General features: G+C 36.3%; 24 protein-coding genes. 7 read left to right on the top strand and 17 right to left on the bottom strand.

Annotated elements, in window-relative coordinates; genetic code table 11:
- Positions 1-354 precede the first annotated feature (354 nt).
- Both U9K52_RS03570 and U9K52_RS03565 read right to left on the bottom strand, forming a co-directional pair.
- Positions 355-1,314, bottom strand: a complete 960-nt coding sequence (locus tag U9K52_RS03570; RefSeq protein WP_323673770.1) for a YihY/virulence factor BrkB family protein — start codon at positions 1,312-1,314, stop codon at positions 355-357.
- 1 nt (position 1,315) lies between these two features.
- Entirely contained in the window at positions 1,316-2,332 is a 1,017-nt protein-coding gene (locus U9K52_RS03565) for a DUF4421 family protein (protein WP_322925432.1), read from the bottom strand.
- A 113-nt stretch (positions 2,333-2,445) separates the two neighbouring features.
- Here U9K52_RS03565 and U9K52_RS03560 point away from each other — a divergent pair, with 113 nt between their 5' ends.
- A complete protein-coding gene (locus U9K52_RS03560) occupies positions 2,446-2,919 on the top strand; it encodes a 23S rRNA (pseudouridine(1915)-N(3))-methyltransferase RlmH (RefSeq protein ID WP_263603543.1) in 474 nt (157 codons plus the stop codon).
- A gap of 75 nt (positions 2,920-2,994) precedes the next feature.
- Here U9K52_RS03560 and U9K52_RS03555 read toward each other — a convergent pair whose 3' ends face one another.
- From U9K52_RS03555 to secD, 8 genes are all read right to left on the bottom strand, one after another.
- Positions 2,995-3,810 (bottom strand): tetratricopeptide repeat protein, encoded by an 816-nt coding sequence (locus U9K52_RS03555; protein ID WP_248392554.1) that lies wholly within the window; start codon positions 3,808-3,810, stop codon positions 2,995-2,997.
- Complete coding sequence (locus U9K52_RS03550) at positions 3,807-4,373, bottom strand: phosphatase PAP2 family protein (RefSeq protein WP_322925429.1); 567 nt, start codon at positions 4,371-4,373, stop codon at positions 3,807-3,809. The genes U9K52_RS03555 and U9K52_RS03550 overlap by 4 nt, the downstream gene beginning before the upstream one ends.
- 3 nt (positions 4,374-4,376) lie before the next feature.
- On the bottom strand, positions 4,377-4,712 hold the full coding sequence (locus U9K52_RS03545; RefSeq protein WP_248392550.1) for a Sec-independent protein translocase subunit TatA/TatB: 336 nt from the start codon (positions 4,710-4,712) through the stop codon (positions 4,377-4,379).
- A gap of 67 nt (positions 4,713-4,779) precedes the next feature.
- A complete protein-coding gene (locus U9K52_RS03540; RefSeq protein ID WP_322925425.1) occupies positions 4,780-5,427 on the bottom strand; it encodes an SCO family protein in 648 nt (215 codons plus the stop codon).
- Positions 5,399-5,896 carry a hypothetical protein gene (locus U9K52_RS03535; RefSeq protein ID WP_322925424.1) on the bottom strand — a complete coding sequence of 166 codons (498 nt, stop codon included), beginning with the start codon at positions 5,894-5,896 and terminating at the stop codon, positions 5,399-5,401. The genes U9K52_RS03540 and U9K52_RS03535 overlap by 29 nt, the downstream gene beginning before the upstream one ends.
- A 49-nt stretch (positions 5,897-5,945) precedes the next feature.
- The gene (locus U9K52_RS03530; RefSeq protein WP_322925422.1) at positions 5,946-6,707 is read right to left on the bottom strand and encodes a YHYH protein; all 762 of its coding nucleotides are present in this window, start codon (positions 6,705-6,707) and stop codon (positions 5,946-5,948) included.
- Positions 6,708-6,787: 80 nt separating this feature from the next.
- Complete coding sequence (locus U9K52_RS03525) at positions 6,788-8,047, bottom strand: TCR/Tet family MFS transporter (RefSeq protein WP_323673769.1); 1,260 nt, start codon at positions 8,045-8,047, stop codon at positions 6,788-6,790.
- Between the two features lie 441 nt (positions 8,048-8,488).
- Positions 8,489-11,401, bottom strand: a complete 2,913-nt coding sequence (gene secD / locus U9K52_RS03520) for a protein translocase subunit SecD (RefSeq protein ID WP_322925418.1) — start codon at positions 11,399-11,401, stop codon at positions 8,489-8,491.
- Positions 11,402-11,616: 215 nt separating this feature from the next.
- Here secD and U9K52_RS03515 point away from each other — a divergent pair, with 215 nt between their 5' ends.
- Positions 11,617-12,978, top strand: a complete 1,362-nt coding sequence (locus tag U9K52_RS03515) for a PQQ-dependent sugar dehydrogenase (RefSeq protein WP_322925416.1) — start codon at positions 11,617-11,619, stop codon at positions 12,976-12,978.
- 21 nt (positions 12,979-12,999) lie between these two features.
- On the opposite strand, the gene U9K52_RS03510 is transcribed toward U9K52_RS03515, so the two are convergent.
- The 4 genes from U9K52_RS03510 to U9K52_RS03495 all read right to left on the bottom strand — a co-directional run bounded on the left by U9K52_RS03510 (position 13,000) and on the right by U9K52_RS03495 (position 18,310).
- Positions 13,000-14,208 (bottom strand): hypothetical protein, encoded by a 1,209-nt coding sequence (locus U9K52_RS03510; protein WP_322925414.1) that lies wholly within the window; start codon positions 14,206-14,208, stop codon positions 13,000-13,002.
- 4 nt (positions 14,209-14,212) lie between these two features.
- Complete coding sequence (gene hemN / locus U9K52_RS03505) at positions 14,213-15,571, bottom strand: oxygen-independent coproporphyrinogen III oxidase (RefSeq protein WP_322925412.1); 1,359 nt, start codon at positions 15,569-15,571, stop codon at positions 14,213-14,215.
- A gap of 134 nt (positions 15,572-15,705) precedes the next feature.
- Positions 15,706-16,728, bottom strand: coding sequence for a hypothetical protein (locus U9K52_RS03500; protein ID WP_322925410.1), 1,023 nt, complete (start codon positions 16,726-16,728; stop codon positions 15,706-15,708).
- Positions 16,729-16,789: 61 nt separating this feature from the next.
- A complete protein-coding gene (locus U9K52_RS03495) occupies positions 16,790-18,310 on the bottom strand; it encodes an APC family permease (protein WP_248392529.1) in 1,521 nt (506 codons plus the stop codon).
- Positions 18,311-18,475: 165 nt separating this feature from the next.
- Between U9K52_RS03495 and pnuC the strand changes: the two genes are divergently transcribed.
- The 5 genes from pnuC (at position 18,476) to U9K52_RS03470 (ending at position 24,380) form a co-directional block, all read left to right on the top strand.
- Positions 18,476-19,138, top strand: coding sequence for a nicotinamide riboside transporter PnuC (gene pnuC, locus U9K52_RS03490; RefSeq protein ID WP_248392527.1), 663 nt, complete (start codon positions 18,476-18,478; stop codon positions 19,136-19,138).
- A 6-nt stretch (positions 19,139-19,144) separates the two neighbouring features.
- Positions 19,145-19,729 carry a hypothetical protein gene (locus U9K52_RS03485; protein WP_322925404.1) on the top strand — a complete coding sequence of 195 codons (585 nt, stop codon included), beginning with the start codon at positions 19,145-19,147 and terminating at the stop codon, positions 19,727-19,729.
- Between the two features lie 100 nt (positions 19,730-19,829).
- Positions 19,830-20,597, top strand: coding sequence for a diaminopimelate epimerase (gene dapF / locus U9K52_RS03480; RefSeq protein ID WP_322925402.1), 768 nt, complete (start codon positions 19,830-19,832; stop codon positions 20,595-20,597).
- Between the two features lie 21 nt (positions 20,598-20,618).
- Positions 20,619-21,644 (top strand): endolytic transglycosylase MltG, encoded by a 1,026-nt coding sequence (gene mltG, locus U9K52_RS03475; RefSeq protein WP_322925400.1) that lies wholly within the window; start codon positions 20,619-20,621, stop codon positions 21,642-21,644.
- Positions 21,645-21,812: 168 nt separating this feature from the next.
- Positions 21,813-24,380 (top strand): TonB-dependent receptor domain-containing protein, encoded by a 2,568-nt coding sequence (locus U9K52_RS03470; RefSeq protein WP_322925398.1) that lies wholly within the window; start codon positions 21,813-21,815, stop codon positions 24,378-24,380.
- A gap of 45 nt (positions 24,381-24,425) precedes the next feature.
- On the opposite strand, the gene U9K52_RS03465 is transcribed toward U9K52_RS03470, so the two are convergent.
- The 3 genes from U9K52_RS03465 to U9K52_RS03455 are packed head-to-tail and all read right to left on the bottom strand — an operon-like array spanning position 24,426 to position 26,424.
- Positions 24,426-24,878 carry an adenylyltransferase/cytidyltransferase family protein gene (locus U9K52_RS03465; RefSeq protein WP_248392517.1) on the bottom strand — a complete coding sequence of 151 codons (453 nt, stop codon included), beginning with the start codon at positions 24,876-24,878 and terminating at the stop codon, positions 24,426-24,428.
- Between the two features lie 25 nt (positions 24,879-24,903).
- Positions 24,904-25,926, bottom strand: a complete 1,023-nt coding sequence (gene galE / locus U9K52_RS03460) for a UDP-glucose 4-epimerase GalE (RefSeq protein ID WP_322925396.1) — start codon at positions 25,924-25,926, stop codon at positions 24,904-24,906.
- 54 nt (positions 25,927-25,980) lie between these two features.
- A complete protein-coding gene (locus U9K52_RS03455; RefSeq protein ID WP_263603557.1) occupies positions 25,981-26,424 on the bottom strand; it encodes a hypothetical protein in 444 nt (147 codons plus the stop codon).
- Between the last annotated feature and the right edge of the window lie 47 nt (positions 26,425-26,471).

The raw sequence follows: 26,471 nt of genomic DNA, 5'->3' as shown, positions 1-26,471 counted from the left end.
CATCCTGATTTCTTTGCTGCAGTATTTTTACTCATTTAATTCGTCCGGTGCAGAAAATTTCCAGGCTTTATGGATCAAGAATAAAAGAGATAAACTGAGTTCTTTACCTCAAAGTTGTTGGAATAGATGATCGGTACATTTTGTACATGTTTATTGGCTAATAAGAATTTACCATTCAGACTTTTATCGCACTGCTGTCGTTTAAAAATGAAATTGAAATTCAGAATGAGGTGAAGTTTGCCATTCTTATTGTTTCTTTATTGTTGCCATTTCCGGATATCCTGTTCTCAATCTCGGTTCACGCAGAAGATTTACCGAAGCAGACAAAAACTGATCGATTTCTCAGAATGAATTTTATTCGTCTTGACCGGAATCAGTATTTTGATTTCTTGATTTTCTCAATTCGTCAGACAATAGTTTTTCGATCCTTAGCTTTCTGATGGCCATATTCAATTCGTTTCCGAAAAGGAGAAGATAAACGTTTACATTTACCCAGACCATCAGAAGAATCATACTTCCGATTGATCCGTAAAGCACGTTGTAGCGCGCAATATTCTTTATATATAATGCGAAAAGGTAGGTCGTTAACACAAACAGTACTGTGGTTAAGATCGCTCCTGGAATAGCCTGCCTGAATCTTGCAATTTTTACGGTTCCCAACCAGTAAAACAGCGTAAGAAGAATAAAATAAAATAAAGGAAAGGAAACAAAACCGATAATTTCCGAAAGGTTATTAACCAGCCATGAAACATCATAAACAGGTGTAAACTGCTTTAACACCACTTCAGAATAATACAATCCGAAAAGTGCAAGAAAAACAATCAGCACAAAGCCGATGGTAATAAAAAAAGAAAGTATAAATTCTTTGACATCGCTCATCTTTTCGCGGGTATTTTCATTGAATCCATTGATGAGTGAAAACGTTCCGTTCGTGGCAAAAACCAAGGCAAGAACAATAGTCAGATTACTGATTCCCTTCATATTCGGGACGATACTTGCTTCAATATAACTTCGTACATCTCCTTCCATACTTGCAGGGAAAACATTATGCATCAGTACATCAAAGATATAATACTGCAAGGTTTCATAATGCGGCATATAGGGAATTACCGAAAGTATAAAGAGAATAAAAGGAAATAAACTTATTGTAAAACTCCAGGAAATAGCCGCTGCTTTTCTTCCTATTTTGTCTTTAAAAATTCCCCTGATATAAATCTGAAACATTTGCCACAGCGATATTCCCAAAAGGGGAATGTGTATATCATCAAAAAATTCTTGAATTTTATGTATAAATTTTGGAAGTTTCAGACCCATATTATTTTAAAATATTATCTATTTTATCAAAGTTTTTATTTACAAATGTAGGAGAATTCAAACGAAAACCAATTCCCGCACGAAAAAGCCATTGTGTCGCAGAATAAAAATTTTCATTGGAGCTATTGATCAAGTTGAGCTGCGCACCGGCGCCGAAAAACCATTTTCCATTATCATAACCGATTCTACCATTAGAATAGCCCCCGATATTAAATTCATGAAAATCTTCGCCAATGAGTTTTGCGTAGTATATTTCAGGATAAACTTCCAATATGGCATACCAGTTTTTAATTTTTTTCTGAATACCCCCACCCGATCTTAAAGCAATCCTGATATCTTTAGACGGACTGTTTTGAATTTCAGTAAAAGTATTTCCCTGATAGATTGTTTTATTCATATCACTAAGAATATTGTACTGGTAAAAAAGGCCTGTACTTACCACGAAAACATCCTTTAGAGGCTGATAGGTCATATTGTTAAAACTTCGGTAATCCGATTTATTTCCTATCCAGAGATAACTCGTTTCCCCTTTAAAAGAGCGGTATTTTGCATCCGGAAACTGCAGGTATCCTTCTTCGTTATAATCACTGCCATACAGCATTTTTAAAAATTCTTTGGTATCCTGAAAATACAGACCTTTTACCTGGCTGAAATACAGATACTGCCTGATTTTCGGACTTAGGAAAAAAGTAAATCCAAAATTAAAATATTTCGTCTTTCCTTTTTCAGGATCGTCATTATTGATATTGGTAAGCTTTGGTGCAAATGAAAAACTTACATCCAGCCATCTGTACCGCAGAAAAAATTCTGTATAAAATGCGTCATTCGGTCTTAATCGATAAATCTTATTTTCATATAACAACCCAAATGAATTATGCAGATAACTCAGTCCTCCTACAACAGAAATTTTCTTTTTATCTTCTTCCAGATATCGTGCTTCATCATTTTTATTAATTTCCTGTGCAAAAGAAATTAGTGGAAAAAAGTAAAACAAAAAAGGTAAAACTGATATTTTCATTGGATTGGTGTGGTACAAAAATAATGATTTTTTCAGACTTTGTTCGTACAAGGAAAAGTGCGATTATGAATTCTGTTGATTTATAAATACCTTTGAAGCTTAATTAGGAATAAATGCAGATTAGCTTGCTTTGTATCGGTAAAACGGACGATAAGGAAATTACTTCCCTGATCAGTTATTATATCAAAAGACTACCTAAACACTGGAATTTTGAAATCATTGAAATTCCGGATGTAAAAAATGCCAGAAACCTGTCTCCCGAGCTTTTAAAAAAAGAAGAAGCCAAACTTTTTCTGAATTACATAGACCGAACAGATCTTGTAATGATTCTTGATGAAAAAGGTAAACAATTTACCAGCCGTGAATTTTCTCAGAAAATAGATGCCTGGATGAATTCTTCAGTGAAAAAAATTCATCTTCTGATTGGTGGTGCATACGGGTTTTCGGAAGAAGTTTACGCCAGAGCCAACGAAAAAATATCGTTATCAAAAATGACTTTTACACATCAGATGATCCGGCTTTTTATTGTAGAGCAACTGTACCGCGCAGATCAGATTTTGCAGGGAAAACCCTATCATAATGACTGATAGAGCTTTTAAGTTTTTATTAAATTGGTTTCGGCGGCTCCGCCGCCGAAACCAATTTAATAAAAATGCATATCATTATTTCTTAACTTCACATTTAGAGTAATATTCTATCAGCAAAGGTTTCTCATATCCCAGGCTTACTGCCTTATCAAGACTTGCACAAGCTTCCTTCGGCTTAGCCGTTTCGAATAAAATTAAGGCTTTATTTACGTACGCCTGAGCAAATTTAGGATCAATTGAAATTGCTTTGTTGACATCAGCGAGAGCTTCCTTATTTTTTTTCAGTTTAAAGTAGACGTCACCTCTTCCACTGTAGAGAAGGGATTCCGGTTTTTCTGAAATTAGCTGGTTATAATCTTTTAAGGCACCTTCAAGATCACCGCTGTTTTTTTTAAGATTGGCCAGTCCGGTTCTTGCGTAAATATTATCCGGGGCAAAACTGAGAATCTGATTTAGATCCTTCGCTGCCAGATCTTTCTTGCCTAAATTTTCATAAACTTTAGAACGGGTAAGGTACATATCTGCATTTTCAGGTTCAAGCTTAAGTCCCTGATTAAGATAATCCAATGCAGCCTGTTTATTTCCTTTTTGTCCGTGAATAGAACCTAAATTAGCATACACTGCAGCAGACATAGGATCCGCTTTTAATGCAGATTCATATGATTTGAACGCTGCGGTTGTTTTACCAAGCCTTCTCTGTGACGTACCCAGATAATTGTAATATTCTGATTTGAATTTCTGAATTTTTTCAGTTTGAACCAATTTGGAATATTCTTCCTCCGCACATTTGTAATCCGCTTTACGGAAACAATCTTCGGCAATTTTTTTATCCTGCGCCTGCAGCGATACTATGGAGCATGTTAATGCTAAAAGAAATAGAGTTTTTGTCATGAGGTTATATTTTGTTTATTGATTACTTTTCTTGCGAGTGCAGAAAACACCACTCCCAATAAAGTTCCAACAAACGCCCCCACCAAAATATCTATCGGGAAATGCACTCCTAAATAAATGCGGCTGTATGATATTATTGCAGCCCACACAAATATAGCATAAGGAAACCATTTAATCTTATTTTTTAGCAAAATACTTAAATAAGCTGCCAAAAAGAATGTATTGGAAGCATGGGCAGAATAAAACCCGAACTGTCCGCCGCATTTTACAATCCTCATGTGATCCTGAAGAGAAGGATCATGACAAGGCCTAAGCCTTTCTATACCATGTTTAAAAACACCGGCCAGCTGATCTGATATCGTTACCCCTATTGCAATAAATACCATGATAAAAATTAATGACCTCAGCTTGTAATTTTTATATAGAAAATAGCAGAAAATAATATAAAGCGGAACCCAGATCCAGGTGCTGGAAATCAACATCCAGAACTGGTCAAAAGAAGAATCTCCTAAATTATTGAGAAATAAAAAGACTTTTTTATCTTCCTGAATAATTTCCTCCATACGTTATCTGCTTACAGGTCCTTCATAGGTTTCATCTTCTGAAGGTTTTGGTTTTGGAGGTTCATTTGAAGACTGGGAATCAGCAAGAATATCACTTTGAACATCTTTCATCGGATTAAAATCTTTTGCGGCGTCTTTTACTTTTTCAATCTCACGCTTGATCTCAGAAACAGGATTATCCGTTTCTTTCATGATCTCGGTTTTGATATCTTCCACTGCACCACGCATCTTTCTTACCCCTGCACCCAGATCACGGGCGATTTGAGGAAGCTTATCCGGTCCGAATAATACTACGATTGCCACGGCAATTAGTGCCATTTCTCCAATGCTTAGTTCCATGTTACAAAATTACAAAAGATAAGTGAATCTCAATACTTATTATTAAGTTTTAATAAAATATTAAGTTTTAAAACGTATTCTTTTTAATCAAATCTATATCCGTTATAAGCTGCTGCATATCAGATTGTAGGGTACCATTATAAATTCCTCTGATTTTTTTCTGCCCATCTACAAGAATAATATGTTCTGTATGAAGAAATTCTGCACTGTCGCGCGTAAATCCTAAAGCTTCTTCAGCAAAATAAGATTTCCGGGCAAGCCTGTATATTTCATTTCTATTTCCTGTAAGAAAGTGCCAGTTTGCATTTGTAATTTTATGCTTTGTTTTAAAATCTTTCAGTTTTTCTGAGGTATCAATCCAAGGTGTTACTGAAAAAGAAAGTAAGATTACATCGGGATCATTTTTATATTTACGGTCTACCAGTTTCAGATTTCTGATCATGTTGGGACAAATACTTCCGCATGATGTAAAAATAAAGCTGGCAATATGTATTTTATGATCCGTTATTTTATCCGTAATTACCCTATTGTCCTGATCAACAAAAGAAAAATGTTGAATGGTATGATTAATTTTATCGGAAGCTTCCTCTTTAGATAAAAATTGGGGCTCAAAATCCGGTGTGTTGTAATAAGGTACATCTTGTTTTTTTTGCCGGCACGAAAAAAGCAGCAAAAAAACGACCAGGCTACTTCTTAAAAATACGTTCTGTAACATTTACACAATTTTTTGTTCCTAATAAGCCATAGCGTTTACCCTGTTTTACGAAATAATTGGATCTTATCTTACCATTGTCATAAAATTGTTTCTGACTTCCTTCTTCGTATCCTAATTTATAATGCATATCCCTTACCAATTTTCCGTTCCTGTTCCACTCCCGATATTCACCGTTATTTTCTCCCTCAGAGAAAGAACCTGAAATTTTTATATTTCCATTTTCCCACCATTCTTTTAATGTTTTTACTTTGGTTCCGTTCTCAAAAAAACGCCTTCCTGCCAACCTACCGTTCGGATAAAATTTTTTCCATTCTCCATGTTCTTTTCCTTGATAAAAAGCAACAATTTCTGCAGTATCTTTTGTATTGGAGAACATTGAATATACAATACCTGAAAAAGGCTGATTATTCAGCAGTATGATTCCATTCTTATTTTCCAAATGAATATCGTCCAGATTATAATATTTCATGCGTTCTTTATCTGATGAACCACAAGAAAGTAAAGTAAAAAATAAAATACTAATTACTGACAGTTCCCGGAGTTCCATAGAAGCCATTTCCGTTAATATAAGGGTCTGAACTGGTAATATGATAATGATAAATCCCGTTGGGATAATCTGCAGTTGCAGATGTATGACCATGGTAAGCATCCAGTGAAGTATTGGCAACCGCTACGCCGTTTTCTTCAGGACCATACACCGGAAAACCATCCAGTAAAAAACCCAACAGTGCAGATTTTGACACTTTTACAGTAGTAAGGTATTTGGGTTCGACATGGTAATGATAATCTCCTCCCTGTGCAGGATGTCCCCACCACTGATCGAAAGAAACAATCTCTCCTGATAAGGGCTGATTTGGCCCGGCGTATTGATTGAAAAAAGGCACTCCGTTAAGTGAGACTCCAATGGGTCCCAGAGGTGTGGCTGGATGAGCTGAATTCACCGTCGGATTCAGAGGAATTTTGAATGTGTAATTTTTTGTTGAAATCGAATTAGGATTTTTAGAAAATGTGTACCCGCCATAAGTTGTCCCGGAAAAATTTTCGTAAAGACTATTTCCCGTAGGATAATAAACACTTTTATGATCTGGTGTTCCGGTTGTTTTAATATAAACATACGTACCATCTGAAGTTATACTTGCTGCCCCATATATTTTTTTGTAAACGGCAGGAACTTCAGAAGTATTGTTATTGCTATTATTTTGTGAAGAGTCATCATTGCTGCTGCAATTAATAAGTGTGATCGCAGATATAATCCCTGATAAAATTTTGATTTTTTTCATATTCATGCTATTTTGTTCAAATATATAAAAATAACGCAATCAAATCAAAGAATTGAACAATATTATATAAAAAACGAACCTTACATTAGGTCCGTTTTTTTATTTAACTCAAGTTCTTCTTTTTTTATAGCCTTCTTCTGAAAATTGTAATAAGTAATGATTACGCTTACGGCCATTAAAATAAAAGCTAAGAAGAAAGGTGCTCCCGAAAATTTAAACGGAGCTTCATCATGTGTGAAGAAATAAAATAAATTGGTCATCATTGGCGGACCGATAATCGCAGTTGCACTCATAAGACTGGTGAGCGCTCCCTGAAGCTCGCCCTGCTCGTTGGAAGGTACATTTTTTGTGATCACCGACTGAAGTGCAGGCCCGCAAATTCCTCCTAAGCAATAAGGAATCAAAAAAACGAACATCATCCATCCCTTTGTAGCAAATGCAAACAACAGCATTCCGATTGCGTAGAGTGTCAATCCGTAATAGATGCTTTTCTGTTCGCCCAACTTTGGGGTTGTCCATCTTATCAGCCCGCCCTGAACTAATCCTACCAATAAGCCAACTACTCCTAAGGAGATTCCCACCATTCTTTCATTCCAGTTGAATTTATACATGGTAAAAAAGCTCCAGTTGCTTTGCACAGCGTGTCCGGCAATATAAATCAGAATTAAAGAAACAATTAAACCTGAAATTTCAGGATGTTTTCCTAAAAATTTAAAGGATCCGACCGGGTTAGCGCGCTTCCAGTTGAATTCTCTTCTTTTATCTTTATCAAGACTTTCGGGCAGAATAAAATAGCCGTAAAGAAAATTTAAAAGACACAATCCAGCTGCAGCATAAAAGGGGACCCTGGCTCCGTAATGTCCTAAAAGTCCGCCCAACACAGGCCCGATGATGAATCCAAGTCCGAAAGCAGCTCCAATAAGTCCAAAATTCTTGGCGCGGTCTTCATCTGTTGAAATATCTGCAATATAGGCACTTGCCGTTGTAACACTTGCCCCTGTAATTCCCGCAATAACTCTTCCGATAAACAGCCATATGATGGTAGGAGCCAAAGCCAGCAGAACATAATCTATGGCAAATCCGAAAAGAGAAATGAGGATGATTGGCCTTCTCCCGAATTTATCACTAAGATTTCCCACTACCGGCGAAAAAATAAACTGTGTAAATGCATAGGCAAATCCCAGCCAGCCGCCGTATTTTGCAGCTTCACTGATATCACTGTGAATCAGTTCCTCAATAAGTTTAGGAACCACCGGAATAATGATACCCCATCCCGTAATATCAATTAACAACGTAATAAATATGAAGCTCATTGCCGCTTTTTTCCTTGAGTTTTCCATAATGATGCAAAAATAATCAAATCGGGAAAAATAATGATTCTAAATTGCAGGTTACGAATGGGTAATGAAATGATAAATTATTAATGGTGAATTTAATTTTTTTGATGTCTGTATATAATCGTTACTATTTTTTGGAAGACAGCTATTGTTAATGTTTATAAAATATTGAAATATTGGCTTTGACCTTAGCCCTGATTGAGCGGCATGTCTGAGCTCTTTTTCTATTGGTGCGGCGGCTCCGCCGCCGCACCAATAGAAAAAAGCGAGTAGCGAAAGCAGGAAAAAGCTCCTAATTAAATTGAAGAGTTTGAGGATTTGAGATTCCGGAGTGTGAGTTTAAAGAATTAATATGAAATACAAACAGTAAGCAATCAACAATTAACAAAGCAAAAAAAAAGCCTTTCACATTGGAAAGGCTTTCTTATTTATTGTAGTTTACTTTTATTTTGAAGCAAGTACTTCTTTGTTGGTAGTAGATTTACCGTGAACTTCCTCTTCTTTACCTGTTTTCAGGAAGTCATAGGCAATTGCCGATGCCACGAAGATGGATGAATAAGTACCGAAACCGATACCGATTAACATCGCAAACATAAATCCTCTCAGGTTATCTCCACCAAAAATAAAGATGGCCAAGATTACAAGGATTGTAGTAAATGAAGTATTGAACGTTCTACCCAGTGTACTGGAAATTGAATCATCAAATAACCCTGCCAATGTTAATGATTTCTTCTCTCTTAAGTATTCCCTGATCCTGTCAAAGATAATTACCGTATCATTAATGGAATATCCTAATACCGTAAGGATGGCTGCGATAAAATCCTGGTTGATCTCCATATTGAACGGCATATATTTGTGAAGCAAAGAATATGCTCCCAAAATAATAACTGCATCGTGGAACAATGCTGCTACCGCACCAAGGGAGAACTGCCATTTTCTGAATCGCAATAAGATATAAATAAAGATAATTCCTAATGCTCCCAGCACCGCATATAACCCGTGAATTTTGATATCGTCCGCAACAGAAGGTCCTACTTTTTCGGAAGAAATAATTCCTGCATGTTCTTTATCTGCAGATTTAAAATCTTTTAACGTTGTTCCTGCAGGTAATTCTGATTTTAATCCTTCATATAATTTCTGCTCAATAACCTGGTCAGCTTTCAAAGATTCGTCTTCGATAAGATAATCAGTAGAGATCTTTAATTGATTGTTATTTCCGTAAGTTTTGGCTTCTACTGAAGAGTTTTTGCCGTCTTCCGTTTTAAATAATGCTACCAGTTTGTTTTCAACATCTTCTGCTTTTACGTCTTTGTCGAATCTTATTACATAATTTCTACCACCCGTAAAATCAATCCCATATTTGAAACCGTGCGTAGCGATTGAAATGATACAAACCACCGTTAAAACAGCTGAGAAAATGTAAGCATATTTTCTTTTCCCGATGAAATCGATCCAGGTATTTCTAAAAAGATTCTTAGTTGCCGGCGTCCATACGGAAAGTCCTTTTCCTTTATTTAATCTTGAGAAGATCATTACTCTTGAAAGCAATACAGACGTGAATAGTGTCATTGCAACCCCAATCATCAGAGTTAAGGCAAAACCTTTGATAGGTCCTGTTCCGAAGAAGAACAATACCACTGCCGTTAAGAAAGTTGTGGTATGACCATCAATAATCGCATTCAATGCATGTTTAAATCCGTCTTTATAAGCTTCAAGGATACTTTTCCCTGCAAATAATTCTTCTTTTGTTCTTTCATAAATGATAACGTTTGTATCAACCGCGACCGCCATCGTTAAAACGATACCCGCGATACCAGGAAGCGTAAGCGTGAAATCTCCCGAATCCATAATACCGAAAATATAGAAAAGGTTGATGATCATTGCAATTACTGCATAAACACCCGCTCCACCATAATAGAAGATGATATAAACAATAATGATAGCAAATGCGATCATGAATGACATCAAACCTGCATCAATAGATTCCTGACCTAAAGAAGGACCTACAACCGTAGCCTGAACTACTTTTGCACCAGCAGGCAATTTACCCGCTCCCAAAACATCTACCAGTTCTTTGGCTTCTTCCTGAGAGAAGTTACCGGAAATTTGTGTTCTACCGTTAGGAATTGCATTTACAACGTTCGGTGCTGTGTATACTCTGTTATCAAGCGTTACGGCAACTGGTTTCCCAACATTTTTCTCCGTTAATGTTTTCCATTCTTTTGCTCCTTTCGAATCCATCTGCATATCTACCACCACTCTGCTCAATTCATCGTAGCCGATATTTGCGGTTTCAACAGCACCGTCTACAGGAGCTTTCTGGTTGATATTTCCTCTGATGGCATACAATACTAAGCTTTCAGCATCTGAAGCCTCAGGCTTGTATCCCCACATGAATTGAGTATATTTAATGTTTGCAGGACGTAAAGATTGTGCAACTTTGCTGTTTAAAATTTTATTTACAACAGCCGTATCAGACAATTTTACACTTCCTACTGCACTTTGGCTCATGGATTTACCTTTCTGCAAAATGTTCAGAAGGTTTACATTCTTGGCAACGCCCATAGAATCGCCTTTTGCAGCGATCATTGTAGTTAATGTCTGGAAATAAGGATATACTTCAGGAGATTGCTGTACTTCCCAGAACTGAAGTTTTGCAGAAGTCTGAAGCATTTTTTTCACTTTATCAATGTCCTTCATTCCCGGCATTTCAACAGAAATTCTGGCAGTACCCGGAACTCTCTGAACGTTTGGCTGGATCGCTCCCAGTTTATCAATTCTGGTTCTGATCACCTCGAAAGCCGTTCCTACAGATGCATCAATCTTTTTCTTAACAATCGCTTTTACCTGCTCGTCAGGCGTATTGTACTTTACCTCAGTAAGCGTGGTATTTCCGAAAAGTTCCGGATCTGCCAGTTTAAGGTTGGTACCTTTTGCTTTGTTAACTGCATCGAACTGCTCAAAGAAATTGTCGATGTACGATCTTGTAGAATTCTTCTGAACTTCATCTGTTTTGTTCAAAGCCTCAATAAGAACAGGATTTGTGGAATAATTGGTTAAATCATTCACCAGATCTCTCTGGTTGATTTCCAAAAGAACGTTGATCCCTCCTTTAAGGTCAAGACCAAGTTTCATTTCCTTGTCTCTGGCTTTGGTGTAATAAAGTTTTGTGAATCCAAGATTCAGTGTATCCTTAGAAAGTCTTATGATTTCTTTCTGATACTTCTCCGGATTGTCTCCTGCAATAGCAGTCGCCTGCTTTTCAATTTTGCTGGTGTACCATGTTGGTAATAGCTCGTTTAAGCAAATCAACCCTAGTACAATAGCAACAATTGTAATAAGTCCTTTTCCTTGCATTTTGTTATAACTACGTTAAATTAAGTCGGCAAATATAATCATTTTCTTGAATTTTATGAATTTTTAACAACAGAAATCATTTATTTTCAGATATATCGGTATTCTTATTTTTATTTAAGATTTAATAATTTTTTCCTGCTATTTTAATGAATTTTATAATGTTTTTATGGTATGAAATTTTCATTCTGATATAATACACTAAATATCAAAATATTATGAAAAATTTACTTTTTTATGCAGGTTTGTTTTCTTTCAGCATTTTTAATGCGCAAAGTATTAACCTTGAAGAATTTGCAACAGGTTTTACCGCTCCGGTAGAAATCACTCACGCCAACGATACCAGAATGTTCGTAGTACAGCAAAACGGCATCATTAAAATCGTACAGCCGAACGGAAGCATAAATTCATCCAACTTCTTAGACATCAGTTCTAAAATTACCTATGGAGGAGAAAGAGGACTTTTAGGACTTGCTTTTCATCCGCAATACTCTACCAATGGGTATTTTTTTGTGTATTACAATGATACCAGCGGAAATATTACGGTAGCAAGATACACCAGAAGTTCCAATCCGGATGTTGCGGATCCCACTACTGAAAAAATTGTTCTGAATCAGCCAAAACCATTTGACAATCACAACGGGGGAAGCATTCATTTTGCACCGGACGGCTATCTGTGGATTGTGACGGGTGATGGAGGAAGTGGTGGCGACCCCAATAACAACGGGCAAAATAAAAATTCTCTTTTAGGCAAATTATTGCGGCTGGACATCAATTCCACAGGCCCGTACAATATTCCACCGGATAACCCTTTTGTTGGCACCGACGGCGCTGATGAAGTGTGGGCATACGGGCTGAGAAACGCATGGAAATTCAATTTTGATACGGCTTCCGGCAATGTTATGATTGCAGATGTTGGACAGGGTAATATCGAAGAAATCAACAGAATGCCCATTACACAGGCAGGAATCAATTACGGCTGGAGATGCTATGAAGGCAATAATGCCTATAATACATCCGGTTGCGCAGCACAATCAACCATGACTTTTCCCGTTGCTGCCTATAACCATTCCGGCGGAAGATGTTCCATAACGGGAGGATATGTTTACAGAGGCTCATTATATCCGGCTCTCCAGGGAAAATATATTTTTGCCGATTACTGTTCTACGCAGATCGGAATTCTGAATAATGATGATTCCATCACGTGGTCGGCGGCATTTTCAGGAAATAATTTTTCAACATTCGGAATTAATAATCAGAACGAACTTTTTGTAGCAGCAGTAAACAACGGAAAGATATTCAGGGTAACGACTTCAACTTTGAATATCAGGGAAAATGAACTTTCGGCACAGATAAAAATCTATCCCAATCCTGCCTCTGAAAAGGTTTTCATTGAGGGAATTGAGGAAAAAAATGCAACCGTTGACATTTCCAATACTGAAGGAAGAAAAGTATTGGAAGGTGCAAAAATTGAAAGTGACCATAGCTTAAATATTTCAGGAATACCTACAGGCGTTTATTTCCTTCATATTAATACGGAAAATCAGAAATCGTACAGTAAAAAATTAATTATAAAATAATTTTCAGAATTTAATAGAGCTTCAGTCAGTTTTGACTGGAGCTTTTTTTATAAAATATAATATTCCCAATATGGGCAGCATCAATATTAACTTTACTGCAACTGAAAATCTTTCCGTTTCGCCATCAAACAAAATAGCAGGAATTAAGGAAACAAAAAGGAAGGCTGTAATAAAAAATACATATTCCCACCATGAAAATTTTTCGGGCTTTGTTTGCCCAATGTCTCTTTTATATTTTAAGCTTAAAATCCAGAATCCTAAGAACAAAATCATATAAGGGAAGGTCCAGATTCTGTAGGTATCATATGCAATGGAATGAAGAATTAACGGAATTGCTGAAATAACAATAAGCAAAATAAACAATTGAATATTGAGCTTAAATTCTTTAAAAATCATCCATAAACAGAAAACAATAGGAATTCCATAAAATATTGTTGCTTTCGAAATAAAAATTCGTTGAAAAAAATATTCATATTGTTCACTGAAATAATACGTAAAACTTTTAGTATAGGCTGAACAGACCGAGTCGGCAACTTTTTCAGATATTGATGATTGTTTTAAATAGGAAAATAGTTGTGTATAGTAATTTCCTCCGTTGACTTCCTGATAGCCTGAAATAAAAACAGCACTTAGAAACGGCAATATTAAAAATAAAGCAAGCTTCTTTATAACATTTGGAGAAAATACATTTTTAATAAAAAATTTCCTTTCCGGCACCTGATTGACAATAATGGCAAAACAGCAGACAGGAAGCATTAACACAATTGAAATTTCATGAATAAAAATACTGAAAACTGCAATGATTGATGCCGGAAACAATTTGTTTCGGGTAATAAGGTACACTGTAAAAATCGTCATCAGGAAAACAACATGATCCAAATACCCTATCAAATGAGCAGAAAATACAATATACTGGGAAAGAAGGAAAATGACAAAAAACAGGATCCTGTAATAACTTCTTTTATTACTCCAGGTTATTTTTACTGCGATGCTGATGATGAAAAAATACAATACCACCAACACCAATACAGAAAGAACAGTGACTGAAAATACATTTTTTTCACATAAAAAGCCTAATAATTCTCCAGCCAAACCTCTTTTGATAAATCCGAACCTGTAATCTACCAGCCAGTGAGACTGCGCCCATTGGTTCGGTATTCTTATGGTTTTTGAAACACTGAAAACCAGTGCATACAGATAAAGAAATATCAGAAGAAATTTCCTGTACATACTATCAGATCGTCATCGAGAAAATTCTCGTTTCCGGTTTGTTGCGCATCATTCTGAGATCGAAAACCATGGCTACATTTCTTGTAAAGGCTCTTCCTTTCTCCGTAATCTGGATATGATGCCCATTGATTTCCACCAATTCATCATTTTCCATTTCTTTCAGCATATCAAAAGCATTTTCAAGTTCAGGAAAAGAGTTGTTGATATCGAAAGTTGTTTCCAGCTGACACATTAAATTCAGAATATGCCTTCTTACGGTAAGATCTTCATCGTTCAGGATATGTCCTTTTACAACAGGGATCTGTCCTTCTTCCACTATTTTCTGATATTCTTCCACCGTTTTTACATTTTGGGCAAAAGCATACCAAGAATCCGAAATAGCAGACATTCCCAACCCAACCATCAGCTGGGTCTTGCTGGAAGTATATCCCATAAAATTCCTGTGAAGTTTTTTCTGAATCAAAGATTGATACAGATCATCATGTTCAAGCGAAAAATGATCCATCCCGACTTCAATATAGCCTAATTCTTCCAATAATTTTTTACCGTCTTCATATAAACGGCGTTTTTCTTCACCGCTTGGAAGATCGTTTTCATCAAATCCTCTCTGCCCCACTCCTTTCACCCACGGAACGTGTGCGTAGGAATAAAAAGCAAGACGATCCGGCTTTAATTCCATTGTTTTACGAATGGTGTATTCCATCGCCTCCCAGGACTGATGCGGAAGTCCGAAAACAAGGTCGTGACTGATCCCTCTATACCCGATTTCCCTTGCCCATTCCGTTACTCTTTGTACATTTTCAAAAGGCTGAATTCTGTTGATTGCTTTCTGAACTTTCAGATCGTAATCCTGTACACCGAAGCTCACTCTTCTGAAGCCAAGATCATATAAAGTCTGAAGATGCTCACTTGTAGTGTTATTCGGGTGACCTTCAAAAGAAAATTCCTGGTCTTCTGCAATTTCCACGGTTTCAAAAATGCCTTCCAGTAAAGTTTTCAGGTTCTGCGGAGAAAAGAAAGTCGGTGTTCCACCACCCAAATGAAGTTCTTTCAGCTTAGGCTTTTCATTAAAAAGGTTAAGATACAGCTGCCATTCTTTCAATACACTTTCCAGATAGGGAATCTCAACACTGTGCTGTTTGGTAATACGCTTGTGGCAGGCACAGAACGTACACAATGCTTCACAGAATGGTAAATGGATATAGATAGAAATTCCTTCTTCCGCATTCGATTCCTTAAAAGTCCTGATGACACTCTGCTTCCACAATTCCGGAGAGAAACTGCTTTCATCCCAATACGGAACAGTTGGATAAGAGGTGTATCTTGGGCCGGGAATATTATATTTATCTATTAAAGAATTCATTTTCGATTTAAAATTTTAATGAACTTTCAGCAAGTTTCATCTTACAAAATTACGCATATCTGATGAATTTTTAACCATGAAATATATTAGCATCTATTTTTTGAAATTTATAATCAATCTAAATACTTTTATAATCAGAAGGTAAGCTTCAATAACGAAATCCTGTTTTTTCCTGCAAAAACAACGGTATTTGAATCAATCCATTCACAGACATAGAAACCTTTTTCATCGGAAATCTTTTTCCACGTTTTTCCAAAATCTGATGAATAGCTGATATGCTGATCTCCTACAGCAATAATCTCCTTTCCTTTCGAGCCCGGTTTGATTTTAACACAGGTGGTATATCCTGCATTTTTTCCCGAAGCCTGAATCTGCCAGCTTTCACCGCCATTGATCGTTGTAGCGATGTTATTGATATTGGCTTCCTGCTGTGTATAATCTCCACCAACAGCAATTCCGAATCTCGATGACGGATCGATATCCAAAGAGTAAATCCCGGTTGAAGAACTTCCGTTTACAAAATTCACTTCTTTTCCATACAGCTTTTCTCCCATTCTATAAGAATAAAACTGTCTTGATCTTTTTCCGCCCGTCACAAACCAGAACTCTTCATCATGAATAAAGATATTGGTATTGCTTGCGGCAAAAGCAGCTTCTCCTTCTCCTATTTCAAATGACTTTCCGCAAGGCAGACTTTCCCAGCTTTTACCACTGTTTCTGGTGATTACGATATTCATGCATTTCCCGTAAGGATCACCTAGTGCAATACCATTTTTTCCTGAAAAAGAAAGAGCATCATAAAACGCTGTTTTTGCCGTATCGGTATGAATGATCTGATATTTTAAACTTTTTTTATCAATCTTAAAAAAATAAGCGGGACTCTCAATATTAATAGCATAAAAATATTTTTTATCCTGAGCCAATGTCCGGAACTGCAGCTTTTGATCTGACAATACAATTTGTTTCTGATTTTCAGGGTTATTTAAGTCAACGTACCCGAATTTGGAATCCGTACCGCTGTACCATACTTTATTGCCATATAGCTGCAAAGCACGGATGCTTATTTTATCATTCAGAATGGTTTTAAAATGCTCTATCTGCTGAGAAAATGTAAGTACTCCCAAGAATAATAGTAAAAATGGTATTGTTTTTTTCATAGGTAACAAAAATAAAAAATCCACAGTTTGTTCTGTGGATTTTTTCAAATATATTATTTTTTTAAAGATCAAGATCCGGTTTTTCCAGCGGCTCCTGCTCTGCTTTGAAAGTTTCGCCGTAACCAACCTTATGAAGTTTACTGTTTCTAAGACTGTAGGTGAAGTAAATTAAAACTCCCAGTGCAAGCCAGCCCATAGAAAGGTATTTTGCTTCATGGCTCAGGTTCCAGATCAGATAAACGTTGATACAGATTCCTAATGTCGCAATAACAGGTAGTGCCGGCACTTTAAATGATCTTGGCAGATTCGGTTCTTTTTTTCTGAGAATCCAAACCGCTACACACACCATTGTGAAAGCGAAAAGAGTACCGAAACTTGTCATATCCGCGAGTTTGCTGATTGGCGTTAAAGCGGCTATCGTAGCAATTACGATTCCTAAAAGCATTAAGCTTTTGGCCGGTGTTTTTCTTACAGGATGAACATCGCTGAACATTTTCGGAATAAGCCCGTCTTTAGACATTCCAAGGAAAATTCTTGATTGTCCCATGATCATTACCATTAATACAGAAATCAAACCGATTGTTGCTGCTATTGTAATGATATATCCTGCCCAGCCTTGTCCTGCAATTTCAAAAGCATAAGCAACCGGTGCTTTAATAGCGTCCGGATATTTTCCCTGAGGATCAAAATCCGAATAATGCATCATCCCTGTTAAAACAAGAGACACCAGAATATAAAGACCTGTACAAACCAACAATGAAACAATGATGGCGAAAGGCACATCTTTTTTAGGATTAATTGCTTCACCTGCCTGAGTGGAAACAGCATCAAAACCGATATAAGCAAAGAATATGGCAGCAGCTCCGGAAACAATTCCCTGGATTCCGTATGCTTCTTTCATTTTATCGCCTTCCATTACCATTTTCTGTGCAGGAATAAAAGGATCCCAATTAGAGGTATTAATAAAAAATACACCTGCAATAATCACGAACAATACTGCCGAAACTTTCATGATTACAATAAGGTTATTGGTCTTAGCAGCCTCTTTTGTTCCTTTGATCAGAATCCCGATCACAAATAAAACGATAAGGAAAGCTGGTAAATTCATAGAAAAACCTTCCCCCGTATAACTGGCTGGGTCAGAAGTAAGATATTCGGGAAGATGAATACCGAACATTTTTAAAAGTTTATTAAAATAGCCGGACCATGATACAGCCACCGTCATAGATCCCATTGCATACTCGAGGATAAGCCCCCATCCGATGATCCAGGCAAAGATCTCACCCACCGTTCCATACGCATACGCATACGCAGATCCTTCCACAGGAAGTATGGAAGCAAATTCAGAATAACATAATGCAGCGAAAATACAAGCGATTCCTGCAATGATAAAAGAGATGGCTAATGCGGGTCCTGCATGGTAGTAAGCTCCGGTACCTGTAAGTACGAAAATTCCCCCTCCAATGATAGCACCGATCCCGATAGCTGTAAGACTCCATTTACCGAGTACTCTTTTGAGCTGACTGCTTTTCATATCATTTTCGAAAGCACTCATCGGTTTCTTGGTCCAAATTTTAGACATATTTTATTATTTATTAAAGATTTACGAAAATATAAAAATTTTAGAAACCTTAACGTTTATTAATACAATTTCATTATTTTTTTTAAATAAAGGCAGATAAAAAACTGATTTTCATAATATTTAAATCATTTTAAAATGTACCTTTTTTTATTTATTTTTGATCTCATGAACCTATACAATCTTTTCGTAAAACCCTACGAAACCTACACAAACCTTCAGATTTTCCTGGAAGCCTTTGCAACCGTATTCGGAATTTTAAGTGTTTATTTTTCCATTAAAAAGAATATCTGGGTCTATCCTACAGGAATTATTTCCACGCTTATTTATGTCTATATTCTTTTCAATTTCGGGCTGTTGGGCGACTGTATGATTAATGTCTATTATACGGTAATGAGTATTTACGGATGGGTTTTGTGGGCAAAAAATTCGGACGACCATGTTCACGTTGAAGTTTCATGGGCTACAAAAAAAGAATGGCTGTATGGGATTTTACTTTTTGCCTTAAGTTTAATCTTAGTAACTGTAGTATATTATTATAAGCCGTATATCGACAACAGTTTTTCAATGGAAAACATCAGTTTAGGACTGTATCACCTGGATTGGGGCAATTGGCTGGATGTAATCACCACGTCCGTATTTTTAGTAGGAATGTGGTTTATGGCAAAAAGACGCATTGAAAACTGGGTTTTCTGGATCATCGGAGATTTTATCTGTATACCTATGATGATTTATAAAGGTCTCGGTATCACTTCGGTTCAATATTTGGTATTTACTATAATGGCAATCCAGGGCTATATTACCTGGAAAAAAAGTTTAAGAAAAAGTTAGAAAGTCATGAAAAATTTATTAAAAATAGCATTCAGCGTTGTAACGATAGCAGGTTTAATATCATGTACAGCGTACGCGGATCCTTATGCAAATGCTTATGGAGATCCATATTATGATAACGGATATTATTATGCACCACAAGGGTATTACGGCGGTGGCGGATATTGGGGAAATGATGGATACTACTATCGAAATAATATGAATTATTATTATGATAACGGTATGCCGTATTATTACCAGAACTACAATAACTCTAGAAGAAAAGTATACCTGGAGAGAAGATCAAGTGGTGAAGCAACTTCTGCAAGACCAAATAACGGTTTCAGAGGAAATGTAAACGATGGCACTTCCAATAACGGCAGTTTTAGAAACAGCAACAGACAAAATAATAATCAAAGGTCCAATAATGGTTTCAGAAATCAGCAGCAGAATACACAGCAGCCTCAAAACAACGGAGGGTTTAGAAACAATTCCAATAATTCCAACAATTCGAATAACGGAGGATTCAGGAATAATTCAGGATCAGGAAATCAGCAGGCTCCTGCCCAGCAGAACAACAATAGGAATACCAACGGAGGAGGTTTTAGATAAAACGATTATAAATAACGAAACGGACAGCTAACACTGTTCGTTTTTTGTTTTAATTGTACTAATTTTGCATGCTCAATCTGAGACAAATATCAGCTACCATATGGAATTTTACAAATATCAGGGAACCGGAAATGACTTCGTAATGATAGACAATCGTTCCGGAGAATGGGATGACCTTTCAATAGCCAGTATTCAGAAGCTTTGTGACCGACGATTCGGTATCGGCGCGGACGGACTGATCAAAATAAATAAGGCAGAAGGTTTTGATTTTGAAGTTGATTATTATAATTCCGACGGCTCCAAAAGCTTTTGCGGAAACGGGGCCCGATGTTCGGTTGCGTTTGCTTTCTTCCTTGATATTTTTGAAGGTAAATGCCGGTTTACAGCCATTGACGGAGCTCATGAAGCGGAAATCCACAACGGAATCGTAAAACTGAAAATGAATGATGTGGAAACCATTGCTGTTGACGGAAATGATACCGTAATGAATACAGGTTCTCCACATTATGTAAAATATGTTGAAGATCTTGTGAATTATAATGTTTTTGCAGAAGGAAGCGGTATCCGAAATTCGGAAAACTACAAAGAAAAGGGGATCAATGTAAACTTTGTGGAAAAAATTAATGAAGATGAAATATTTGTAAGAACCTATGAACGAGGCGTTGAAGATGAAACATACAGCTGTGGTACAGGAGTTACAGCTTCTGCTTTAACCTTTCTTCAAAATAACAATCTAATTTCCGTAAATGTGAAGACTTTGGGAGGAAATCTTAAAGTATATGCTGAAAAAGACGGAAATTCTTTCAGAAGCATTTGGCTGAAAGGCCCTGCGAAACAGGTTTTTAAAGGAAGAATAGATGTTTTGTAAATAAATCTAGTTAAAAGATACATGAAAAAAGCTATCCTCATTATTGCCCTGCTTATTTTTGTAATAGGTGGATTTTTTGGTTTTAAATTTTATTCCAAATATTACGGAAACAATATCAAAAATGACGGTTATGTTCTCATTCCTCAGAATGCCGGTTTTAAACAGATCTTAGATTCGGCGGCAAAATATGTAGACAACCGGGAAACATTTGAAGCGGTAGCTAAAGAAAAAGACCTTGAAAAATTTTACAAAGCAGGACGCTATCATTTTCAGAAAGGATTGGGAAATGCTCATCTTGTAAACATGATCAAAGCAGGAAACCAGAGTGAGAACAGCTTTAGAATCGGGGATTTCGGGGATGTGTACCAAATGTTGGGTAAAGTAACCAAAAAAACAGAACTGGATTCTTTGGAATTTGTGAAAGGACTCAACACCATCGCAGCCGAAAAAGGCTATAATAACGCAGAAGATCTTAAAAAATATTTTTTTATTGATACCTATAATTTTTTCTGGACGGTAACACCAAAAGAATTTTTCAACAGGTTCAATGATCAGTATAATGAATTCTGGAATGCTGAAAGAAAAGCCAAAGAGCAGCAATCAGGTCTTACGAGAGAACAGATTTATGCACTCGCTTCCATTGTTTATAAAGAATCCGGCGGTAAAAAGGACGAGATGAAAACCATTGCCGGCCTTTATCTGAACCGCTACAGAAAGGGAATGAAATTACAATCGGACCCCACAGTTATTTATGCCATTAATAAACAGACTAATTTCCAGCAGCCTATTAAAAGAGTTTTCTATAAACATTTATCTACGCCATCTCCTTATAATACCTATGCCAATAAAGGTATTCCTCCGGGACCAATTTGTGTGGTAGATAAAAATTCTGTTGACGCAGTTTTAAATGCTGAAAAAAACAATTATATTTTTATGTGTGCCGATCCTGCAAGATTAGGATACCACAAATTCACTGCAAGTGCCGAACAGCATGCAATTAATGCAAAAGCATATCAGGACTGGCTGAATTCAAATAATATAAAATAATAATTATAATTAACTTTTTTTAACAATTTTATAATTAACATTTCGCTAATTAAAGCGACATATATATTTACAAATAATAAATTAGGCTTAATATTTGAAGTTAAACACAATTGATAATTTCATAATATTAAGAAAAATCTTTCACGATTTTACACAAAAAAATACCTTATGAATCAGACGGAAATCATTAACATTTTTACAAAGAAAACCCTAGGGCTTACTTTTGTACTTTCGGCCGCAGCGTTGGCTTTTGCACAGGAGAAGGTGGGTATTTCAGGGTCGGTTGTCAGCAAGAGCAATCAGCCCGTTCCTTATGCCTCAGTTACGTTCACTAACAAGGCAAACAAACAGTTGAGTGATGCAACACTCACCGATGAAAAGGGACAATATAAGCTTGATCTTACACCCGGACAATACGACATTTCTGTTGAGGCAATCGATTACAAAAAAAGTACTATTACCAAACAGATTACAGCAGCGGGCAATATCGGTGCACTTTCTATTGATCCTGAAGCAAGCGCAACCAATATGAAAACCGGAGAAATCCAGGGCGTTACTATCACTGCAGCTTCTACAAAACCTTATAAAGTTGAACTTGATAAAAGAACCTACGACCCTTCTCAGGATATTGTAAGTAAAGGAGGAAATCTTCAGGATGTCCTTTCTAATGTTCCTTCTGTGTCTGTTGATACCGATGGTACGGTTTCCATGAGAGGAAGCTCTAATGTACGTTTTTTAATTAATGGTAAACCATCTGCACTTTTAGGAATTGACGACGGGGCTAATGCTTTACAGAGTATTCCGGCAGACCAGATCGAAAGAATTGAAGTAATTACAAACCCTTCTTCTAAATTTGAGGCGAGCGGAACAGCAGGTATTTTAAATATCATTTTAAAGAAAAACAAAAAAACAGGTTTCAATGGAAGTGTTACGGGAACTTTAGGGTACCTTCCCCAAACCAACCTGAATACCAATTTAAGCTGGAGAAAAGGAAACTTTACATGGTTCCTGAACGGCGGCGGCGGATACAGAGAGTCTAAAAACACCAACAGAAATAATGATTATTTCAGCAATGCTGTGAATGCCGATGATCAGATCCAGAGAAATACGAATTCTGAGAACAACAGCAAGAATAACAACTATAATGCTTCTGCCGGAATCGTTTATGACATATCGGATAAAACTTCCGTAAACGCATCCGGAACCGTAAGAACGTTTGATAATGAAAGTGTAGGAAATATTGATTATTTCTACGATTTTTTAGCAATTCCAAACAGTCGTTCGCAAAGGATTACATTAGGAACCAATAACAACCTGGCATTTCAGGGAGATTTCGGATTAGACCATAAATTTGACGATAAAGGACAAAATTTATCCTTATCATTAAGTTTACAAAGAAACCGTTCTTATAACGATACCGATATTGATCAGACCCGTGATGGTTTATTTGAATTAAGGAATATTGTTAACCAGAATACAATAAACAGAACCGTAATTGCTAAAGCGGATTATGAACTTCCGATTGGAGAAAACTCTAAACTTGAGGCAGGTTACCGATTGGATATCAACAATAACGATTACAGCAATGATGTACAGCAAAGCACTGTAACCACTCCTGCATTGTCATTTTTAAGACCGTATACTTACGATGCTAATTACAAAGAAATGTTTAATGCTTTCTATGTGCAGTTTAAAAGTAAAATCGGAAATTTAGGATACCAGTTAGGACTTAGAGATGAAATTTCAAGCATTGATATTGCTTATAAAAATTTAGTTCCGACGAGCCCGGCTTTAAATACTACAAAAAACTATAACAACCTGTTTCCAAGTGTGTATTTAAGCTATGAATTTTCAAAAGACAATCAGTTATTATTAAATTATACCCGAAGAATTGACCGTCCGAGATCTTTCTTCCTGATTCCGAATCCTAATTATAATGACAACCAGAATATTTTCGATGGTAATATCGACCTGAACCCTTCTTATGTTGATTCATATGAATTCGGATACAGCATTTCCAAGAAAAAATTCACGATTAATCCTACATTATACTACAGACATCAGACTGATGATACTAAAATGTTAGTATATAACAAATTAGCAACAGATGAAGCTGGAAATATTCTTACGCCAAAGGTGATCGAATCTCATACAAAACCTATCAATCTTGGTACCGATGACCGATACGGATTGGATTTAAACTTCAACTTTGATGCAACAAGCTGGCTGAAATTCCTCGGAAATGTTGATTTATTCGGATATAATACAAAAGGAAGCATTGCGTATGATACTTTTGATCTGGATGGAAACCCTACACAGGCTATTGCTAATTTTGAAGGAAAAGGATTCTCAACAAGAGCAAGACTTACTTCTACGGTAAAGGTTGATAAGACATTCAGTTTACAGGTACAGGGATTCTATAGAGGTGGCCAGAAAACAGCCTATCAGGATAGAAAAGATATGTATGCCATTAATTTCGGAGCTTCAAAAACGATCTGGAACGGAAATGCAACCATTTCTTTCAATATCCAGGACATTTTCAACACGAGAGCAATGAGATCTACCACTTATACAGCAAACAGCGTGAGAGATTCTTACATGCAGTGGCAGCCAAGACAGTTCGCTCTATCGTTTACTTACAGATTTAAGCAGGGAGAGAAAGTGGAACAGCCGAAACGTAAAAAAGACATTAATGCCAATGATACTGGCGGAGATGAGCAGGGAGGACCAATGTAATATCCTTCATATATAAAAAATCCCGAAAATTTTTTCGGGATTTTTTTATTTTACAGCTTCAGCCTTTGAATTTTTCTCCATTTCAGCTTCGTAAATTCTTTTTCTGAGATCACTAGATGAAAACCTGTGGTCTCTTTTGTTATAAAAGATCTCAACGCCATTTTCTTCGCAGTATTTTTTTCCTGTGAAATCTTTTTCTCTATAATCATCTCCAATGATTCTAACGTCGATTACAAATGATTTTAAGATATCCTCCAGATCCTGCTCGGTATAATAAGGAATAATCTCATCCACCGCGTTGACGGCTTTCAGCTGAATATATCTTTCTACGATAGTCTGCGTAGGTTTATTTTTATTCGGGCGATCATGAGAGGGATCAATCTGCAGGCCAACGATAAGGTAATCACAAACCGTTTTTGCTTCTTCAAGCATTTTAATGTGTCCGGCATGAAGTAAGTCAAAAGACGAAAACGTAATGCCTATTCTTTGTGTTTTCATAATAAATTTCTTTTTTTAATTAATTTTAAATATTCCTTGACTGAAGATACTCCTGCCATTCCCATACCGTTCTTAACGATTCTTCCAAAGAAGTTTCAGATTTCCATCCAAGTTCTCGTTCTGCTTTATCTACATTGGCATAAGCTATGGTAATATCTCCTTCTCTTCTATCACAGATCTGATAGGGAACTTCAACATTATTTGCCACTTCAAAGGCCTTGATCACTTCAAGAACAGAAGATCCTTTTCCTGTTCCGAGATTGTAAATATCAATTACAGCTTCGTCTGATGTGCTTTGCATCAATTTTTGCAGCGCAGCCACATGAGCTTTTGCAAGATCAACTACGTAAATATAATCACGGATTGCCGTTCCGTCTGGTGTTGGGTAGTCACTTCCCCAGACATTCAGCTTTTCGCGGATACCTGCTGCAGTCTGCATAACATAAGGTACAAGATTATTTGGAATTCCTATAGGTAATTCGCCAATTTTTGAGGACGGATGTGCTCCGATTGGGTTAAAATATCTCAATAGAGAAATTTTTCTCTGATAAGCTTTCGCAAAATCAGCTAAAATTTCTTCGCCCATTTGCTTGGTCTTCCCATAAACGCTTTCAGGCATTTTTAGCGGTGTATTTTCATCAATCGGCATCGTATCTGCCTGGCCGTAAACTGTACAGGAAGAACTGAAAATAAAATTGGAAAGTCCTCTTTCTTTAAATTCCTGCAAGATATTGATCAGAGAGAACAGATTGTTTTCATAATAATCAACCGGTTTTATTTGGCTCTCTCCCACCGCTTTTGAAGCGGCAAAATTAATACAGCCGTCAATAGGGTGCGCATCAAAAACCTGGGTTAAAAGTTCTCTTCTTTTTAAATCAAAAGGATAAAAGACAGGTTTCCTTCCGGTAATTTCCTCAATATTTTTTAGTATAAATTTCTCCGAATTGGATAAATCGTCTACAATAACAACTTCAAAATTGTTATTCAAAAGTTCCACCACAGTGTGTGAACCAATATATCCTAAACCTCCTGTTACGAGTATTGCCATATTGTATTTTTTTGGACTTTGTCAAAGTTAAAATCTTTGACAAAGATTGTTTTTTTAATCATCGTGTGTTCCTATGTTATCTATTTCGTTTTTTGCCGGATTATGCCTTAAATAATTTATTAATAATACCGGACCTATCAATAAAACAGCAAATGCAATTAAAAAAGATTTAATATATGCTTTCCAAAGTCCTTCATAATTCATATAAAAGCTTATTACGCCTAAAACTATAATCAAAAAACTTGTTACATTTAAGTATATGAACATTTTTTTTGACTCTTTAAAAATATGTATAAAGGTTATAATTAATAATGCAAATACAATTAAATTTAGAAAATATACAGGAATTCTAAATTTTACATATTTTTCTGCTAATCTATATCCTCGTAGTAAAACATTGACAGCAAATACACCATAATAAATAATCCAGCCAAGAAGAAAAACAATTGCAAAAAAATATGCAAACTTATTCTTTAATATCCTTTCCTCGTGAAGCATAATCTATTTTAAACTTTGTAAAAGATTTTCAACTTTGACAAAGTGTT

The sequence above is a fragment of the Chryseobacterium sp. MHB01 genome (assembly GCF_034651565.1).
GTDB classification, from domain to species: Bacteria; Bacteroidota; Bacteroidia; order Flavobacteriales; family Weeksellaceae; genus Chryseobacterium; species Chryseobacterium nepalense.
The sequence above is the reverse complement of the archived record's forward strand: the minus strand, read 5'-3'. Positions and strand labels throughout refer to the sequence as shown.

Excerpts from the sequence above, each read along its gene's own strand:
- U9K52_RS03570 (WP_323673770.1), bottom strand. The coding sequence starts at position 1,314 with ATGGGTCTGAAACTTCCAAAATTTATACATAAAATTCAAGAATTTTTT.
- U9K52_RS03565 (WP_322925432.1), bottom strand. The coding sequence starts at position 2,332 with ATGAAAATATCAGTTTTACCTTTTTTGTTTTACTTTTTTCCACTAATT.
- U9K52_RS03560 (WP_263603543.1), top strand. The coding sequence starts at position 2,446 with ATGCAGATTAGCTTGCTTTGTATCGGTAAAACGGACGATAAGGAAATT.
- U9K52_RS03555 (WP_248392554.1), bottom strand. The coding sequence starts at position 3,810 with ATGACAAAAACTCTATTTCTTTTAGCATTAACATGCTCCATAGTATCG.
- U9K52_RS03550 (WP_322925429.1), bottom strand. The coding sequence starts at position 4,373 with ATGGAGGAAATTATTCAGGAAGATAAAAAAGTCTTTTTATTTCTCAAT.
- U9K52_RS03545 (WP_248392550.1), bottom strand. The coding sequence starts at position 4,712 with ATGGAACTAAGCATTGGAGAAATGGCACTAATTGCCGTGGCAATCGTA.
- U9K52_RS03540 (WP_322925425.1), bottom strand. The coding sequence starts at position 5,427 with ATGTTACAGAACGTATTTTTAAGAAGTAGCCTGGTCGTTTTTTTGCTG.
- U9K52_RS03535 (WP_322925424.1), bottom strand. The coding sequence starts at position 5,896 with ATGAAATATTATAATCTGGACGATATTCATTTGGAAAATAAGAATGGA.
- U9K52_RS03530 (WP_322925422.1), bottom strand. The coding sequence starts at position 6,707 with ATGAAAAAAATCAAAATTTTATCAGGGATTATATCTGCGATCACACTT.
- U9K52_RS03525 (WP_323673769.1), bottom strand. The coding sequence starts at position 8,047 with ATGGAAAACTCAAGGAAAAAAGCGGCAATGAGCTTCATATTTATTACG.
- secD (WP_322925418.1), bottom strand. The coding sequence starts at position 11,401 with ATGCAAGGAAAAGGACTTATTACAATTGTTGCTATTGTACTAGGGTTG.
- U9K52_RS03515 (WP_322925416.1), top strand. The coding sequence starts at position 11,617 with ATGAAAAATTTACTTTTTTATGCAGGTTTGTTTTCTTTCAGCATTTTT.
- U9K52_RS03510 (WP_322925414.1), bottom strand. The coding sequence starts at position 14,208 with ATGTACAGGAAATTTCTTCTGATATTTCTTTATCTGTATGCACTGGTT.
- hemN (WP_322925412.1), bottom strand. The coding sequence starts at position 15,571 with ATGAATTCTTTAATAGATAAATATAATATTCCCGGCCCAAGATACACC.
- U9K52_RS03500 (WP_322925410.1), bottom strand. The coding sequence starts at position 16,728 with ATGAAAAAAACAATACCATTTTTACTATTATTCTTGGGAGTACTTACA.
- U9K52_RS03495 (WP_248392529.1), bottom strand. The coding sequence starts at position 18,310 with ATGTCTAAAATTTGGACCAAGAAACCGATGAGTGCTTTCGAAAATGAT.
- pnuC (WP_248392527.1), top strand. The coding sequence starts at position 18,476 with ATGAACCTATACAATCTTTTCGTAAAACCCTACGAAACCTACACAAAC.
- U9K52_RS03485 (WP_322925404.1), top strand. The coding sequence starts at position 19,145 with ATGAAAAATTTATTAAAAATAGCATTCAGCGTTGTAACGATAGCAGGT.
- dapF (WP_322925402.1), top strand. The coding sequence starts at position 19,830 with ATGGAATTTTACAAATATCAGGGAACCGGAAATGACTTCGTAATGATA.
- mltG (WP_322925400.1), top strand. The coding sequence starts at position 20,619 with ATGAAAAAAGCTATCCTCATTATTGCCCTGCTTATTTTTGTAATAGGT.
- U9K52_RS03470 (WP_322925398.1), top strand. The coding sequence starts at position 21,813 with ATGAATCAGACGGAAATCATTAACATTTTTACAAAGAAAACCCTAGGG.
- U9K52_RS03465 (WP_248392517.1), bottom strand. The coding sequence starts at position 24,878 with ATGAAAACACAAAGAATAGGCATTACGTTTTCGTCTTTTGACTTACTT.
- galE (WP_322925396.1), bottom strand. The coding sequence starts at position 25,926 with ATGGCAATACTCGTAACAGGAGGTTTAGGATATATTGGTTCACACACT.
- U9K52_RS03455 (WP_263603557.1), bottom strand. The coding sequence starts at position 26,424 with ATGCTTCACGAGGAAAGGATATTAAAGAATAAGTTTGCATATTTTTTT.